The sequence below is a fragment of the Komarekiella delphini-convector SJRDD-AB1 genome (assembly GCF_014831675.1).
Lineage (GTDB): Bacteria > Cyanobacteriota > Cyanobacteriia > Cyanobacteriales > Nostocaceae > Komarekiella.
The window spans coordinates 42,075-57,556 of sequence record NZ_VJXY01000022.1; the positions used below are offsets into that span (position 1 = coordinate 42,075).

At 41.9% G+C, this 15,482-nt stretch carries 14 protein-coding genes and 1 pseudogene; 11 read left to right on the plus strand and 4 right to left on the minus strand.

Annotation, left to right across the window (positions count from 1 at the left end; genetic code table 11):
• Positions 1 to 107 precede the first annotated feature (107 nt).
• Positions 108 to 875, minus strand: a pseudogene (locus FNW02_RS19840) (Rpn family recombination-promoting nuclease/putative transposase).
• A gap of 665 nt (positions 876 to 1,540) precedes the next feature.
• On the opposite strand from FNW02_RS19840, the gene fldA reads away from it, so the two are divergent.
• The 6 genes from fldA to FNW02_RS19870 all read left to right on the plus strand — a co-directional run bounded on the left by fldA (position 1,541) and on the right by FNW02_RS19870 (position 6,941).
• On the plus strand, positions 1,541 to 2,053 hold the full coding sequence (fldA, locus tag FNW02_RS19845) for a flavodoxin FldA (protein ID WP_191759224.1): 513 nt from the start codon (positions 1,541 to 1,543) through the stop codon (positions 2,051 to 2,053).
• Between the two features lie 318 nt (positions 2,054 to 2,371).
• Positions 2,372 to 3,118: an alpha/beta fold hydrolase gene (locus FNW02_RS19850; RefSeq protein ID WP_191759225.1), complete on the plus strand. Its 747-nt coding sequence runs from the start codon at positions 2,372 to 2,374 to the stop codon at positions 3,116 to 3,118.
• Between the two features lie 390 nt (positions 3,119 to 3,508).
• Positions 3,509 to 4,567, plus strand: a complete 1,059-nt coding sequence (locus tag FNW02_RS19855; protein ID WP_191759226.1) for a chlorophyll a/b binding light-harvesting protein — start codon at positions 3,509 to 3,511, stop codon at positions 4,565 to 4,567.
• Between the two features lie 79 nt (positions 4,568 to 4,646).
• Complete coding sequence (locus FNW02_RS19860) at positions 4,647 to 6,170, plus strand: chlorophyll a/b binding light-harvesting protein (protein WP_191759227.1); 1,524 nt, start codon at positions 4,647 to 4,649, stop codon at positions 6,168 to 6,170.
• A gap of 207 nt (positions 6,171 to 6,377) precedes the next feature.
• On the plus strand, positions 6,378 to 6,653 hold the full coding sequence (locus FNW02_RS19865; protein WP_191759228.1) for a hypothetical protein: 276 nt from the start codon (positions 6,378 to 6,380) through the stop codon (positions 6,651 to 6,653).
• Between the two features lie 51 nt (positions 6,654 to 6,704).
• A complete protein-coding gene (locus FNW02_RS19870; RefSeq protein WP_191759229.1) occupies positions 6,705 to 6,941 on the plus strand; it encodes a DUF7219 family protein in 237 nt (78 codons plus the stop codon).
• A gap of 317 nt (positions 6,942 to 7,258) precedes the next feature.
• On the opposite strand, the gene FNW02_RS19875 is transcribed toward FNW02_RS19870, so the two are convergent.
• The gene (locus FNW02_RS19875) at positions 7,259 to 7,663 is read right to left on the minus strand and encodes a GFA family protein (protein WP_191759230.1); all 405 of its coding nucleotides are present in this window, start codon (positions 7,661 to 7,663) and stop codon (positions 7,259 to 7,261) included.
• Between the two features lie 631 nt (positions 7,664 to 8,294).
• Between FNW02_RS19875 and gap the strand changes: the two genes are divergently transcribed.
• The 4 genes from gap to FNW02_RS19895 all read left to right on the plus strand — a co-directional run bounded on the left by gap (position 8,295) and on the right by FNW02_RS19895 (position 12,617).
• On the plus strand, positions 8,295 to 9,338 hold the full coding sequence (gene gap / locus FNW02_RS19880; protein WP_191759231.1) for a type I glyceraldehyde-3-phosphate dehydrogenase: 1,044 nt from the start codon (positions 8,295 to 8,297) through the stop codon (positions 9,336 to 9,338).
• A gap of 210 nt (positions 9,339 to 9,548) precedes the next feature.
• Positions 9,549 to 9,872, plus strand: coding sequence for a hypothetical protein (locus FNW02_RS19885; protein ID WP_191759232.1), 324 nt, complete (start codon positions 9,549 to 9,551; stop codon positions 9,870 to 9,872).
• A 161-nt stretch (positions 9,873 to 10,033) separates the two neighbouring features.
• A complete protein-coding gene (pyk, locus tag FNW02_RS19890) occupies positions 10,034 to 11,464 on the plus strand; it encodes a pyruvate kinase (RefSeq protein ID WP_191759233.1) in 1,431 nt (476 codons plus the stop codon).
• A 148-nt stretch (positions 11,465 to 11,612) separates the two neighbouring features.
• Positions 11,613 to 12,617: a transaldolase gene (locus FNW02_RS19895; RefSeq protein ID WP_191759234.1), complete on the plus strand. Its 1,005-nt coding sequence runs from the start codon at positions 11,613 to 11,615 to the stop codon at positions 12,615 to 12,617.
• Between the two features lie 166 nt (positions 12,618 to 12,783).
• Here the strand turns inward: FNW02_RS19895 and FNW02_RS19900 are convergent, their stop codons facing one another.
• Positions 12,784 to 12,975 (minus strand): hypothetical protein, encoded by a 192-nt coding sequence (locus FNW02_RS19900; RefSeq protein ID WP_191759235.1) that lies wholly within the window; start codon positions 12,973 to 12,975, stop codon positions 12,784 to 12,786.
• A 758-nt stretch (positions 12,976 to 13,733) separates the two neighbouring features.
• Positions 13,734 to 14,096, minus strand: coding sequence for a hypothetical protein (locus FNW02_RS19905; protein WP_191759236.1), 363 nt, complete (start codon positions 14,094 to 14,096; stop codon positions 13,734 to 13,736).
• 98 nt (positions 14,097 to 14,194) lie between these two features.
• On the opposite strand from FNW02_RS19905, the gene FNW02_RS19910 reads away from it, so the two are divergent.
• Positions 14,195 to 15,412 carry an acetate kinase gene (locus FNW02_RS19910; protein WP_191759237.1) on the plus strand — a complete coding sequence of 406 codons (1,218 nt, stop codon included), beginning with the start codon at positions 14,195 to 14,197 and terminating at the stop codon, positions 15,410 to 15,412.
• The last annotated feature ends 70 nt before the right edge of the window (positions 15,413 to 15,482 follow it).

Here is a 15,482-nt window from a genome sequence, read left to right on the forward strand (position 1 = left end):
GAGATTTGAAGAAACATTTTCCCGCATCTCCTCAATTTCTATTGTGATCAATTTCCATAACTGATGAAGAGTGCTGAGCTTTGTAAACGCTATCGAGGAAGAATTGCTTACTCTTGGTTCTCAACGTTGATATCCTGCAAGCTTTGCACTTGTTCGAGCGTTAAACCTGTTACCTTTGCCACCACTTCAACTGATATTCCCTCTTTCAAGAGATTGACAGCAACAAGCTGAATACCCTCTTCTCGACCTTCAATTTTAATTAATTGATAAATTACTGACTCCCGCATCATATGCTTCCTTAATAAACGTTGAATTATTTCTTCTTTTAATACTAGCCCAGCTAAAATTGCTGCTGATGCTATGATGTTGCTTTGCATTCTGCGATCGCTAATACCTTCTACTTGATTAGCTACTTGCTGTAATGTATCAGTTTTATCATTGAGTTTACTTGAAACTGCAAATGGCAGTAATCCAGGCGTTCTTAAAAATATTTCCGTCGATTGTTCCCACAAACGAATTACCGTAAATTCATGTTGCAAATTTTCAATTTTAAAAGTAGTTTCATACACGAGTTCTGATTTAGTTTCAGTTAAATATATAACTACTTGATGCATTCATTTTTGAGGAAAGCGGCGATACACGCGCAGGCGATAATCTGCCATGCGAAAGGGAGTATTCCCATCTAGCTGGGTTTGGAATTATAAATGTAGTAGAACTTCGTCTGATTGCAACAGTATCAATGCATCAGCACAAATGGGTTCCAAAGACAATTCTTTCGGACTTAACTCAGTAAGAGTAATAGGTTCTTCTAACAGCCAAGTAGCGAAGTCGGTAGAAAATGTTTCAGCAAGAAACTTACAAATATTATCAAACATGGAGAAATTCTAGCAGCTAATGGGCGATCGCTTTTTTCGCCAGACTAGTAAAAAATCTGCTTACTTAAAAACCGATAGTAATATTCATAACTTGTGTTAAGGAGATTACTTACAATTAATAATAAAATTTCTCAATAAAATTGAATGATTTTAATTTTTAAAATGATTTGATGTGCGATCGCCTTCCATTAGCCATCATCCTGAAGGTGCAAAGATGCGTAGCAACTTAGTACCAAAAACCTTCTCTATCAAGTATTTTACGAGCTATCCCTATTAATATTCTCAGAAAAAAAGGCTAAATTACTGACTTTGTAATCTCAGAATCCAAAACCAGGATTCAGCCTCATTGGCGTGGAAAGGTTTATCACCATTCTGTAAGTAGCTTTAAGTCTAACACAAGCTTATTGCTATTTTATAGCAATTTCTAGTCTAAATTTCTTCTATCAATATAAGCTTTATCCAAAGCTAGCATGATTATAAGCTAGTTTTTTAGAGCATTTTCTAGCTTACAGCATTTACAGCTTTATAAAAGTTTATATAAAACAAGTGCTAAAGAATTTCAATAAGTCTGATAGTATATTGCAAGGCTTATTGAGATAGATACTCATTAAGCTAGCTTCTTGTGTAAGTTCTTTCAATCTTAAAACTATTTACCAGGTGTCAAAATGTCGAAAAACATTGGTTTGTTCTATGGTACTCAAACTGGCAGAACTGAATCTATAGCCGAAATGATTCGGGATGAGTTTGGTGATGATGTTGTAACATTACACGACATTTCTCAAGCGGAAACTACTGATTTTGATGACTATGAATGTATCATTATTGGCTGTCCTACTTGGAATATCGGCGAACTTCAAAGTGATTGGGAAGGCTTTTTTCCTGACCTTGATGAAATTAATTTTAATGGTAAAGCAGTAGCTTATTTTGGTGCTGGAGATCAGGCTGGCTATGCTGACAACTTCCAGGACGCAATTGGTATTCTGGAAGAAAAAATTTCCCAGCAAGGTGGAAAAACTGTTGGTTATTGGTCAACGGAAGGTTATGACTTTAATGAGTCTAAAGCCATTAGAAATGGTAAGTTTTGTGGACTGGCAATTGATGATGATAATCAATCTGACTTAACAGATGGACGTGTTAAGGCGTGGGTTGCTCAGTTGAAGAAAGAATTTGGGTTGTAAAGAGTTTGTAGGAGTACAGCATTGCTCCTACTGAATTGACTCAAAATTGATTAGGATTTACGCAGAAGAGATTCCCCAGCCTTCCTTAAAAAGGTGGCTTCTATCAGTTATCAGTAAAGAATGAGGTGTTTATCCTTGGGTTTAAGGAGAACCACCAATTGGTGGTAGGCGTTGGTGGCGCTTATCTGCGTCTCACCATACACCGTGATAACTGTTTACTGTTTACTGTTTTAAGGTGGCTAGGGTAAATAGAGGTTTCAGGTTTTGAGTGCGTAAGTCCTATTGATAATTCATAACTTATGAGTATGGTAGGTGTTTATGTGTGACTCATTTGATGTTCTTTGGTTAAATGCCAGTCCGATTTTGAAGCGCTTTGATAAACCGTTGCTTCAATACTTATCTGAGTATATGAGAGTTGCTCAGTGGGAATATCATCAAACCCAAGATGAAGCTAGTTCCATAGATAAAGCTGTAGCACTGCTAGATGAATTTTTAGAATCGTATCCTGACTCAGTGCATTTAGCAGGTCATGGTATGAGTGGTACGATCGCTTTAACTTTTGCCCGTCGATTTCCCAAGAAAGTGCGATCGCTAACTCTGCTGTCTGTAGCAGCGCAACCTGCAAACACTTGGCACGCTCACTACTACTTTCAACGACAATTATTTAGCATCAGCCGTGAGCAAGTTTTAGCAAACAGCGTTCGTAGCCTATTTGGAACTCAATCGCCTCATACTACCAAGAAGTTAATAGCTGCTTTAGATAAAGATTTAGAGCAATCTCCCTCACAGCACTCTCTGTTCAAGTTGGTTCATTTACCCAAGGGTGGGGTTTCCATGCCAATGATGGTATGTGGTAGCCAGAATGATCCGGTAGTTGACCCAAATGCATTAAATGACTGGCTAAATTGGTTCAAGCCAGAAGATATTATTTGGGAATACCCAAAAGGTTATCACTTTTTTCACTACTTCTATCCTCAACAGGTTGGCGAACAAATTGTGAGTTTTTGGCAACGCCACCATCCACAGTTGCTAGAAGTATCTGCACTGACTTCCAGCACTTCCTAAAATTCTAAATTTTATTAAACGTATTAATTTCTGTCGTTAAATCAACCGAGTGAGGGTTTTCTAGCGATCGCAGAACAGTAAACAGTAAACAGTAAACAGTAAACAGTTATCAGTAAAGAGTGATGTATTTATCTGCATCGTCAGAGTTCGCCGCGAATATAAGTGGTGGCTTACCCTGCGGGTTCGCGTAGCGTCTGGCGTAAGGCTCTTTGGGCATGGCTCAATTTTCGTTGGCTGTAGAGATGTTGCAATGCAACGTCTTTACTGCAATGCAACGTCTCTATTCATGTTTGCAGGACTTAATGATATTTTCTTTCATTAATTTGAATTTTGGTGTAGACTACCTTCTAAAGTTGTTGAATAATATTCTCAACAAACTATAGGTGCAAAATGACAATTTCTAGAAGTCCGCTGTCAGTGGAGCAAGACCTTGGCGATTCGCCTTGGTGGGCTGGTAATGCAAGGTTGACTAACTTATCAGGTAAATTACTAGGCGCTCACGTTGCTCATTCTGGTCTGATAGTTTTCTGGGCTGGAGCTATGACTTTATTTGAGCTAAGCCATTTTAATCCAGCAGAACCGATGTACAAGCAAGGCTTAATTTTGCTACCTCACCTAGCCGCTGAAGGTTGGGGTGTAGGTGCAGATGGTGCGGTTGTAAGTACTTATCCCTATTTTGTCATCGGAGCTTTGCATCTGATTTCCTCAGCCTTTTTGGGCTTTGGAGGAATCTTTCATTCCCTACGTGGCCCCAAAAAATTGGAAGGTAGAGTTCCTTTCTTTGGCTACGATTGGGCAGATACGGGCAAAATGACCACAATTCTGGGTATTCACTTGGTTTTACTGGGTTGTGGTGCATTTTTATTAGTCGCTAAAGCAATGTACTTTGGTGGTTTATACGACCCAAATGTGGAAAACGTACGGGTAATTACGAACCCAACACTAAATCCAGGTGTCATTTTTGGCTATTTGTTTGGTGCAACTAGTAAATTCTGGATTGCTGGTGTTGACAACCTCGAAGACGTGGTTGGCGGACATATTTGGGTTGCTGCAATGTTGATTATTGGTGGACTTTTCCACATAGCAACTAAGCCTTTCAATTGGACACATCCACTATTTGTTTGGTCTGGAGAAGCTTACCTTTCTTACAGTCTGGGCGCTTTGGCACTGATGGGCTTTATTGCTACTCTTCTTGTATCAATAAACACCACTGTTTATCCTGAAGTTTTTTATGGGCCGGCGCTCATAGTTAGGCAAAATATCGTGCCTTACTTTTCATCACCTGACCCTGACCTTGTAACTGCTCGGACTTGGTTAGCTAATACTCACTTTTGGTTAGCTTTCTTCTTTCTTCAAGGTCATATCTGGCACGCTTTGCGGGCGCGTGGGTTCGATTTCCGCAAAGGTCGGGTGAGTCAAGAAGCGATAATTCCCCAACCAATTAGCTGAGATTTAATGCAACTAATTTGCAATTATCTTCTGAGAAATGCTCGAAAAAATTGCAACATATTCTCAAGGAGTTCTAGAAATGACAGCAGTAATTGAAGATAGCCCATACAAGCAACAAATACCTGATGTTGGCTGGTGGGCTGGTAACTTTCGTCTCACTAATTTATCAGGCAAATTACTAGGCGCTCATGTTGCCCATTCTGCATTGATTTTGTTATGGGCAGGAGGGATGACGCTGTTTGAGTTGTCGCGCTTCGATCCGAATGTGCCAATGTATGAGCAAGGGTTAATTCTACTGCCTCATCTAGCAACTTTGGGTTTTGGTGTCGGTGCTGGTGGGCAAGTTATTAGCACCTATCCTTACTTCGTAATCAGCGTATTGCATCTGATACCCTCAGTGATTTTGGCGGCTGGTGGTATTTACCACTCTCTGCTAGGGCCAGAGGTGTTAGAAGATAATCCTACTTGGGCTGGCTTTTTTGGCTATGACTGGAAGGACAAAGACAAGATGACAACAATCCTCGGCATTCACTTAGTATTGCTAGGATTGGGTGCTTGGGCTTTAGTTGCTAAGGCGATGTTTTGGGGTGGAGTATTTGACCCTTGGGCTGCTGGCGGTGGAGATGTAAGGATAATCAATCATCCGACGCTCAACCCATTCCGCATCTTTGGCTATCTGTTTGGGATTTGGGGAGCGGATGGAATGGCAGCTGTTGATAACTTAGAAGATGTTGTCGGCGGTCACATCTGGGTTGGTTTGATGTTAATTGGCGGTGGTATTTTCCACATCTTAACTAGGCCATTTGCCTGGGCACGACGAGTTTTGATTTACTCAGGAGAAGCGTATCTGTCTTACAGCATTGGTGCTGTAGCATATATGGGCTTTTTGGCAGCTTACTTTGCGTCGGTAAATAACACTGTCTATCCCGAAGTTTTCTATGGCCCAGTTAGAGCTATAGAAACTTCTACTGGTATAGTTTCTGCGCGTGGTTGGTTGGTATCTTTCCATTTTGTCCTGGCGGTTATATTCCTGCTAGGTCACATTTGGCACGCGTTGCGCGCCCGTGCCATTGAAGCCGGATTTGATTTTGAAAATGGTGACATGGTTCAGCCGCCACGGGTAGAACGCCAAATGAATAATCAAGCAAGCTTAGTCAACTCTTCTGATTTGACGTTGAAGTTTCTGAGATATTTACCAATTTACCGTCCTGGTATATCTCCTCTGGCGCGGGGATTAGAAATTGGTATGGCTCATGGTTACTGGCTAGTTGGCCCCTTTGCCACATTAGGTTCATTAGGTTTATTAGGCAATTCTAATGCAGGTAACTTGGTGGGTTTACTAGCCGCAGGCAGTTTGATTCTCATCCTGACAATTGCTTTTTCAATTTATGGCACTACCAACTTTGAAAGACAGCAAGAAATCTATCCACGAGTAGCAGCGGTTGCAACAGTTCCTCGTGTGCCACAAACTCTCAATTCTATAGAAAGATGGAGTCAGTTTACTGACGGCTTTCTAATTGGTGGAATTGGTGGAGTAATCTTTGCTTATCTGTTGTTGAATAGTGTTGCTGTATTTACTGCGATCGCTATTAACTCGATTTAGGCATTGGTAACGATCCAAAAGTTGAATGATTAGGCGATCGCACTATTCTAATTATCTCTGCGATCGCCCTTCTTCACTCCATCTCTTTTCTGTATTATTTTCAGTTTCATTGTACAACCCTCGTTCTAAACATCACCGTAATTTCATACCTGCGGTTCAAAGCAGTTGACTACGGGCGCTTTTTTCTAATCTTTAAGAGAATGACTTATGCTAGTGACAATTTTTTGTATTTCATTTGCTTGGGGTACTTTAATTTTCTTTATTTTGAGTATCCTGTTTACCTTAAAACAAGGAATAAGTCATTTAAAAAAGCTACATCAAATTCCTTGTCATGCTTGTGAATATTTCACCAACGATTATCGCCTCAAGTGTACTGTACATCCAAAAAAAGCTTGTTCTGAACTAGCGATTGAATGCATTGACTTTGAGCCTAAAACTTCTGCATGTAATGCTTGCCAAAAAGGACGGCGTAAGCCTTGTTAAACTAATGTGATTAAACAATTTGTAACTGGCAAATAATAAATATAAATACTTATGTATCAGCATTCTGATTTGCTATCTGAACTATGTGATTTTTTATATCCTCGTAGTCCATACTATGGACAGATTAAACCAGAGTATTTAGTGTTTAACGCTCATCTCCAAGATTTTTCTCAGCGCGTGAACTACATTTGTAGCCTACAAACTGCTGGTAAACTTTCTCCAGAACAGGCTTACAAACAAATTCATGTTCTCTGGAAACAGTTGAAAAGTGCTAAAAAACAATTTTAAGCTTATCTCACGCCTAAAAGGGGATGGGATAATACGAAATACTGTTGACTGTTGACTGTTGACTGTTGATTATTGACTGTTGACTGTTGACTGTTGACTGTTAATGGGACTTAGACAAAAATTAGGCCCAAATGTAGCCCAAACTGGCGATATTCGCAGCAAATACGTCACAATTAAACGTCTTGCTCTAACCTACCTCCGAAGGAGGCATAAAGTTCAGATATCGAATTGTAGGTTTTAATTGCGTCATTCATTCGTATTTATGTGAATCATAAACACATTTGGTATAAGGCAGCTTTCTATAAAACGTCTGATTACTAGAGATGCCGAATTTCATCCGGTGTAACTTCCCAATGATTATTTCGTCCGTCCGCATATCGAATTGGGGCTGAGATCAACTCCTGTAGATCTACGTTGTCTAACGCAGTAAGCTGAATTCCGATATAGTCACCGCCGATCGCCTCAGCATATCCTCGTGCAAATAATCGCACTCCGCAATACCGACAAAACAGATGGTGTATATTCTTTCTGCCGAATTGATAGTCGCTGAGTGCGTCTTCTCCTGCAAGCAGCCGAAACGCATCGGGCTTGATGATTGCGTTCCAGTTTCTTGTTTTGGTGCAGATAGAACAATTGCATTTGTTCGTCCCAGCCCTCAAATCAACGTCAGCCTCGAATCGCACTGCACTACAGTGGCAACTTCCTGTATATGTTTTCTTCATCTGCAAACATTCAAATTTATCTTGACCCTCACAGTGCTAAGGCTGCAATTGATTAAGTCCCTTGGTTGGAAGACATCATAACATCATATAAGTCCCGTTAACTGTTAACTGTCAACGGTCTAAAAAGGCGTCTTTTATCCTATCCTTAGAAGCAATGAGTTTTCCCGACGCCTTTTTATAAATTAATTAAATCCAATGCCGTCTTCATCCTCAAAGCAATTTGGGATGAAAATCGTTATATTTTTTACCAATTGATAATTTCGCTACAGAATCAGTTACACATCTGTTACTAATGTTTAGATTGAAGTCTAAACAGGTATAGCTTAATAGTAAGAATGCTAGTAGTTGCGAAGATTTACTAGAAACTTAAAGCTACTTACTGTTGAGCACTTAATGTAGTGTGAGTACTTGTAATCAACCAAATCCGAGAAGGCTGAAAAGTCAAGTATTCGGGTTTTTGTCACAGATGAACATTGGAAAAGTCAGTCAACCATAAGTTACGACTCAAACCTTAAAAGATGCCAAGCAAATATGCTTTAGCCGACTGAGACTGTCACGATCAGAAAGTAGAAAGTAATTTGATTTTTACCTTTCTCCTTTTGTCCAACTTCCCACAATAGGAGGTTTTATCTTGACTAAATTGAAAGTTGGTATCAATGGATTTGGTCGTATTGGGCGACTTGTGCTTCGAGCTGGCATTGATAACCCCAACATTGAGTTTGTGGGGATTAACGACCTAGTACCACCAGATAACCTTGCTTACTTGTTTAAATACGATTCAACCCACGGTAAGTTGAAGAGTAAGGTTGAAGCAAAGGATGATGGTATTGTTATTGATGGGCACTTTATCCCTTGTATGTCGGTAAGGAATCCGGCAGAATTGCCTTGGGGACAATTGGGTGTAGATTATGTTGTAGAATCTACGGGTCTTTTCACCGGTCAGGAGGGGGCAACAAATCACCTCAAAGCTGGTGCAAAGCGAGTTGTGATTTCTGCTCCAACCAAAGACCCCGATAAGATTCCTACTTTACTAATGGGTGTCAATCATCACCTCTTTGACCCTAGTAAAGATATCATTGTTTCTAATGCTAGCTGTACTACAAACTGTTTGGCTCCCATAGCTAAAGTCATTAATGATAACTTCGGATTAACTGAAGGTTTAATGACTACAGTTCACGCTATGACTGCTACTCAGCCAACCGTTGACGGCCCTAGCAAAAAGGACTGGCGGGGTGGTAGAGGTGCAGCTCAAAATATTATCCCCTCTTCTACAGGTGCAGCTAAAGCCGTAGCATTGGTTTTACCAGAATTGAAGGGTAAGTTGACAGGTATGGCATTTCGAGTTCCGACTCCTGATGTTTCTGTAGTTGATTTAACTTTTAAGACTGCCAAAGCTACTAGTTATCAGGAAATCTGCGCGGCTATGAAGGAGGCTGCCGCGAGTTCGCTAGTAGGTATCCTGGGATACACTGATGAAGAAGTGGTATCCACAGATTTTCAAGGTGATACCCACTCCAGTATCTTCGATGCGGGTGCTGGTATTGAACTCAACTCAAACTTCTTTAAGGTAGTTGCTTGGTACGACAATGAATGGGGCTACTCAAATCGTGTAGTTGATCTAATGTTATCGATGTCACAGAAAGAAAGACTCGCCGATGCCGTTGCTGTAGTTTGATTGGGAATTGGGTAATAGGGATTAGGGATTGGTAAATTTATCAGTCCCTAATGTCAAGTCCCCGATTTGGGATTTGGGTCAAATGGTAAATACCCTGAAGACTGAATAAAGTAACTTTACTTAACGTGAGTTCGACAAACTAAAAAACAACAGATAAGTGTTTGAGGTACATATCAAGTGAGGGTTTTGTAGGCAAATAGGTATAGGCAATTGAAGACTGCCATTGTGATTTTGGCGCTGGCATTTGCTATTTCGGCGCTGGCATTTGCTATTTCGGCGCTGGCATTTGCTGTTTCGGCGCTGGCATTTGCTATTTTGGCGCTGGCATTTGCTATTTTGGCGCTGGCATTTGCTATTTCGGCGATCGCATTTGCTGTTTCGGCGATCGCATTTGCTGTTTCGGCGCTGGCATTTGCTGTTTCGGCGCTGGCATTTGCTATTTCGGCGATGCTTACGGCTGGCTATGCCTATGCAATTCTAATTAAGACAAAGACCTTTAAGAGGTTTTACCACGCAAAACCTGTCCTTGTTTGAGATGGAGAAGGACAAGCTTGAACTAAAGTTCAAGGCAGGTAGAGATTTGTCGAACTCACATTTACTTAGTCAATAAGCAATATCAAGCAGATACGCTTTTGGACGTTTTAAGCGATCGCTTGAGGTGTCCCGTAAGTTATTCCTAAAATCTCTAAATTCCTATGCGTCGAACCAAAATTATTTGTACTGTTGGGCCTGCTACATCTGCACCTGAGCGGCTACAAGCATTAGTAGAAGCTGGCATGAATATGGCAAGGCTGAACTTTTCTCACGGAGCCTATGAATTCCACGCCCAAACTGCTCAGCACCTCAGACAAATTAGTAATGAGCAACAAAAACCGATCGCCATCATGCAAGACTTGTGTGGCCCCAAAATTCGTTTGGGAACCTTGCCACCAGAAGGGCTAATTGTGGAAGCTGGCAGTGAAGTTACCTTTGTTTTGCAAGAGAAAGGCGAGAGTATTGACGAACTCCCTCTACCGTTGCCCACTTTGTTTGCAATGGTGCGACCAGGTGAACAAATTTTGATTAATGATGGTCGTGTCAAATTGATTGTCACCGATCGCGATGCCGATAGAATTCGAGCACAGGTGAAAATTGGTGGGTTAATTTCCACACGCAAGGGGGTAAACCTACCAGAAACTCGTTTACCCGTCAGTTCGATCACCGAAAAAGACTTGCTAGATTTGCGTTTTGGGATTCAGTTAGGCGTAGACTGGGTAGCAGTATCCTTTGTGCGATCGCCACAAGACTTGGAACCCGCCCAGCGGATGATTGAAGCAGCGGGTGCAAATATTCGCGTCATCGCCAAAATCGAAAGAGCAGAGGCAGTAGAGCAACTAGATGCGATCATAGATGTTGCCGACGGCATTATGATTGCCCGTGGCGATTTGGGGGTAGAAATGCCAATTCACGAAGTACCTCTGATTCAAAAAGATATAATTCACCGTTGCAATCGTGCTGGCAAACCGGTGATTACAGCCACGCAAATGCTGGAGTCGATGATTAGCGCTCCAGACCCCACCCGTGCCGAAGCAACGGATGTTGCTAACTCCATCTTGGATGGTACGGATGCAGTAATGCTCTCTGGTGAAACTGCTGTGGGAGAATATCCCATCGCCGCAGTCCAGACAATGCATAATATTGCCATGCGGACAGAACAAGCTTTAGATGAAGGTGGCAAACATTCCTGGTGTCATGAAGCAGGTAGTCTCAGCGTTACCGAATCTGTGGCAGAAGCAGTATGTCGCATCGCCTACGAAACAGGCTCACGGGCAATTCTTTGTAATACTTCATCAGGAAGTACGGCGAGACTAGTATCCAAATATCGTCCAAGTACACCCATCATCGCCCTAACCCCTGACGCTACTGCTTACCGTCAGCTAGCACTTTCTTGGGGTGTAGAACCTTTGCTGATCCCACCAGTCCACAATGCAGAAGAAATGTTTACGAATGTGGTGAACACCGTTGTAGACATGGGTTTAGCAAATAAGGGCGATAAGGTAGTGATTACCTCTGGCGTCCCAATTGGTAAAGCAGGAACAACTAGCTTAATCAAAGTGCATTCCATTGGACAGCCAATTTCGGCATAACGCACCTAAAATAAGGCTGAGGCTTTGAATAGCCAGAAAACTTGGGCAATGTTTAAGAAAAATTGCCAGAATCAGAATTGAAGGAACAGCAGAGAGTGTGAAAAAGAGGGAAGTTAGTAAGTCCTAAACAAACATCACGGAGGATTTTATGCCTAAGAGTTTACTAGAACAATTGCGGACAATGACTGTTGTGGTCGCAGATACGGGGGATATCCAAGCGATTGAGAAGTTCAAACCCCAAGATGCTACCACCAATCCCTCTCTGATTACTGCTGCGGCACAAATGCCGGAATATCAGGAAATTGTCGATCAAACTTTACTCCAAGCAAAGAAAGATGCAGGAGCCGGAGCCAGCCAAGCACAGGTGGTTTCTCTGGCTTTTGACCGTCTAGCTGTTGCCTTTGGACTAAAGATTTTGCAAATTATCCCCGGTCGGGTATCTACAGAAGTGGATGCACGCTTGTCTTACGATACAGAAGCTACGATCGCCAAGGCAAGGGATTTAATTGCTCAATATAAAGCAGCTGGAGTTTCCCGCGATCGCGTACTCATTAAAATTGCCTCCACCTGGGAAGGCATTCGCGCTGCGGAAGTTCTGGAAAAGGAAGGTATCCACTGTAACCTTACCTTATTGTTTGGCTTGCACCAAGCGATCGCCTGCGCCGAAGCTGGTATCACTCTGATTTCTCCTTTCGTTGGGCGAATTCTCGACTGGTACAAGAAAGATACCGGACGCGATAGCTACCCAGCAGCCGAAGATCCAGGTGTATTGTCTGTCACCAAAATCTACAACTACTACAAGAAATTCGGTTATAAAACCGAAGTTATGGGAGCTAGCTTCCGCAATGTTGGCGAAATTACCGAACTCGCAGGTTGTGACTTGCTAACCATTTCTCCATCACTTTTAGCTGAATTACAAGCAACTATTGGAGAACTACCACGCAAACTCGACCCTGCCAAAGTAGCAAATTTGTCAATTGAGAAAATATCCATCGACAAAGCTACTTTTGATAAGATGCACACCGCTGATCGCATGGCATCTGACAAACTAGATGAGGGTATTAAAGGATTTACCAAGGCGCTGGAAGACTTAGAAAAACTTCTTGCAGAAAGATTGTCTCGCCTTGAAGAAGAGGTAGTAGTCAGCCATTAAGACTGGATGGCGATCGCTGTTAGTGGTGAGCCAGTGTGGTCTTGGGGGTTTCCTCCATGAACATCTGGCGTTCGCCCTTCCTTGGCGTGCCGGAGGCATCACCCGGAGGGTTAGTGGAACGGCTACTAACTACTAGCTATTTTTGCTTACCTCAGATGTCATCAATTTAGTCGTATGTAAATTGGTCGTCTATACTGCGATCGCCTGTACAGCGATCGCCTATACTGTGGGCGTCTATACTGTGGGCGTCTATACTGCGATCGTCTATACTGCGATCGTCTGTACCGTGAACGTCTATAGACTGGTCGTCTATAAACTCGGCGTCTATATCGTGAGCCTCTATAGCCTCGTCGTCCATTACGCCTTTGAGCAATTAAAACTTCTTCAGTGTTACCTCCAACTAAGTTAGTTTCTGCCACATTACTTTGTTCATTGAGATCATTACTTAGAGAAGTATCTTTCGCTTCAGCAAATGAAGCTGGATACACGAAAGCAAATAGCAAGATCACAATTGAGGACAGCTTCCTGAAACCTTTCATGTTTTTGCTTCTACTACATTTAGGTAATACGTTTATTAAACACCTTTAAATCAAAGAATTACAGAACAGACACTTTTTTTTTACATTAATTGAGGTGTTATGAACCATCAAAATCTCTGTGTAATTATCAGTTTTTAGCAATAATATTTTGTATTAAAAATTGCATATTTTTGCGTTGTGAAACTAAGCATTTTTCACATATTGTTTATTGCTAGTGCATTTGCCTCAATATTATAGTTTGTATTTTTTGATCAGTAGCACAGTGACTTGATTAACAAAAAAAATTAAAAATTCTTATATCAATTGACACATAAAAGGTAAATGCTGATAAAACGAGCTAGAGTAAATTTCAGACAATTGACAACTGCCATAAAGCATAGTTTTAACAGTAAACAGTAAACGGTAAACAGTAAACATAATTGGGTTTAAGGGTAAGCATTAAGGGGGGCGCTCACTTGCAACTGAAAACTAATAACCCAAAGCCGATTAGTGGCAGGCGCGAGCTGGCGGGTTTAAATCCCCCAACTATTTACTGCTTACTATTTACTGCTTACTGCTTACTGTTTACTGTTTACTGTTAAAACCGCTGCCAATCATAGATTAATCTTCCATGACGATCGCGCACAAGTTCCCATTGTCCACGACGGTAGTATTGTCCAGAATAACGTCCAGAACGATAGCGTCTTCGATAATAATGTCGTCGATTCCGCCGCCTCCCATAATAATGTCGTCGAGTCCCCCGTCTATTGTAATGTCGTCGATTCCGTCGTTGAGTTAGTAAAAGCTCGCCACTTGTACCCTCAACTAAATTTGTTTCTGACTCATGATGCTCATTAGGAACATTATTCAGATTACTATCCTTAGCTTGAGCCAAAGCAGGCGGATAGATAAAGGCTAATAGTAGCAACACGATTGAGGATAGCTTCTTGAAACCTTTCACGTTTTTGCTTTTCCTAGACTATTGGTAATAAGTTTATTAATTACTTGAAATCAGTGATTATGTAGTTCACAGTTCACAAACGTAAGTGATGTAAAAGTATGAAAGTACTCATATTGAATGCCGGATCAAGCAGTCAAAAAAGCTGTCTGTATGAAATCACAGATGAAGCTCTCCCTAACCAAGCACTCCAGCCTCTTTGGCAAGGAAAAGTCAACTGGACTCAAGACCGGGGTGTGGCAGAAATTGAAGTGAAAACAGCGACGGGTGAAACGCTGCAAGAATCAATCTATGGCGATTCCCGACAGGCACACGTTGCTTATATGCTCTATACCCTCAGTCGCGGCGCTACCAAAGTGATTGGTCAGTTGTCAGAAATCGATGTAGTGGGGCATCGCGTAGTACATGGCGGACAAGATTACCGACATAGTGTGGTAATTACAGAGGATGTCAAAAAAGCGATCGCTCGTCTTTCTAATCTAGCACCAGCACATAATCCAGCTGCTTTAGAAGGCATAGAAGCAATAGAGAAAAGCTTGGGAGATGTTACCCAAGTTGCAGTATTTGATACCGGATTTCATGCAACTTTACCGGAGGCAGCAGCAATCTATCCCGGCCCTTATGAGTGGATAGAGCAAGGTATCCGTCGCTACGGGTTTCATGGTATTAGCCACCAATACTGTTCTCAACGTGCTGCCCATATCCTCGGTCGAGATTTAGCATCCCTGCGGATAATTACTTGCCATCTGGGCAACGGCTGTTCTTTGGCAGCGATTAAAAACGGTCGCAGTATTGATACTACTATGGGCTTCACACCCCTGGATGGATTGATGATGGGTAGTCGTTCTGGTTCTCTTGATCCGGGGATTTTAATTTATCTATTGCGGCAATCCAATTACTCAGCCGAAAGACTAGACTATGTGCTAAATAAAGCTTCAGGACTGCGAGGAATTTCGGGAGTATCCAGTGATTTACCCCAAGTAATTGAAGCGATCGCTCAAGGTAACTACCGCGCTCAACTCGCTTGGGATATCTACGTACATCGGTTGCGAGCTGGGATCGGTGCAATGCTTGCCAGTCTTGGGGGATTAGATGCGTTGGTGTTCACCGCTGGTGTGGGCGAACACTCTGCGGGAATTCGCCAAGCCGCCTGTGAAGCTTTTGGATTTTTGGGACTGAAACTTGACCCGGAGAAAAATCAGCAGCAGCCTGTTGATCAGGATATTGCTACCTCTGACTCAGCAGTACGGGTATTAGTGATTCATACTCAAGAAGATTGGGCGATCGCTCAACAATGCTGGCAACTATTGAAAAAGTAAAAATTAGATTCAACACCAGCTTACAACTATTAGCTGTCACAATCGATAACCTCTGTAGAGACGTTGCAAT

Bases quoted from the DNA above. Each gene is read 5' to 3' on its own strand.
- FNW02_RS19855 (WP_191759226.1), top strand. From the start codon at position 3,509: ATGACAATTTCTAGAAGTCCGCTGTCAGTGGAGCAAGACCTTGGCGAT.
- FNW02_RS19910 (WP_191759237.1), top strand. From the start codon at position 14,195: ATGAAAGTACTCATATTGAATGCCGGATCAAGCAGTCAAAAAAGCTGT.
- FNW02_RS19860 (WP_191759227.1), top strand. From the start codon at position 4,647: ATGACAGCAGTAATTGAAGATAGCCCATACAAGCAACAAATACCTGAT.
- FNW02_RS19865 (WP_191759228.1), top strand. From the start codon at position 6,378: ATGCTAGTGACAATTTTTTGTATTTCATTTGCTTGGGGTACTTTAATT.
- FNW02_RS19900 (WP_191759235.1), bottom strand. From the start codon at position 12,975: ATGGACGACGAGGCTATAGAGGCTCACGATATAGACGCCGAGTTTATA.
- FNW02_RS19870 (WP_191759229.1), top strand. From the start codon at position 6,705: ATGTATCAGCATTCTGATTTGCTATCTGAACTATGTGATTTTTTATAT.
- pyk (WP_191759233.1), top strand. From the start codon at position 10,034: ATGCGTCGAACCAAAATTATTTGTACTGTTGGGCCTGCTACATCTGCA.
- FNW02_RS19895 (WP_191759234.1), top strand. From the start codon at position 11,613: ATGCCTAAGAGTTTACTAGAACAATTGCGGACAATGACTGTTGTGGTC.
- FNW02_RS19875 (WP_191759230.1), bottom strand. From the start codon at position 7,663: ATGAAGAAAACATATACAGGAAGTTGCCACTGTAGTGCAGTGCGATTC.
- fldA (WP_191759224.1), top strand. From the start codon at position 1,541: ATGTCGAAAAACATTGGTTTGTTCTATGGTACTCAAACTGGCAGAACT.
- FNW02_RS19850 (WP_191759225.1), top strand. From the start codon at position 2,372: ATGTGTGACTCATTTGATGTTCTTTGGTTAAATGCCAGTCCGATTTTG.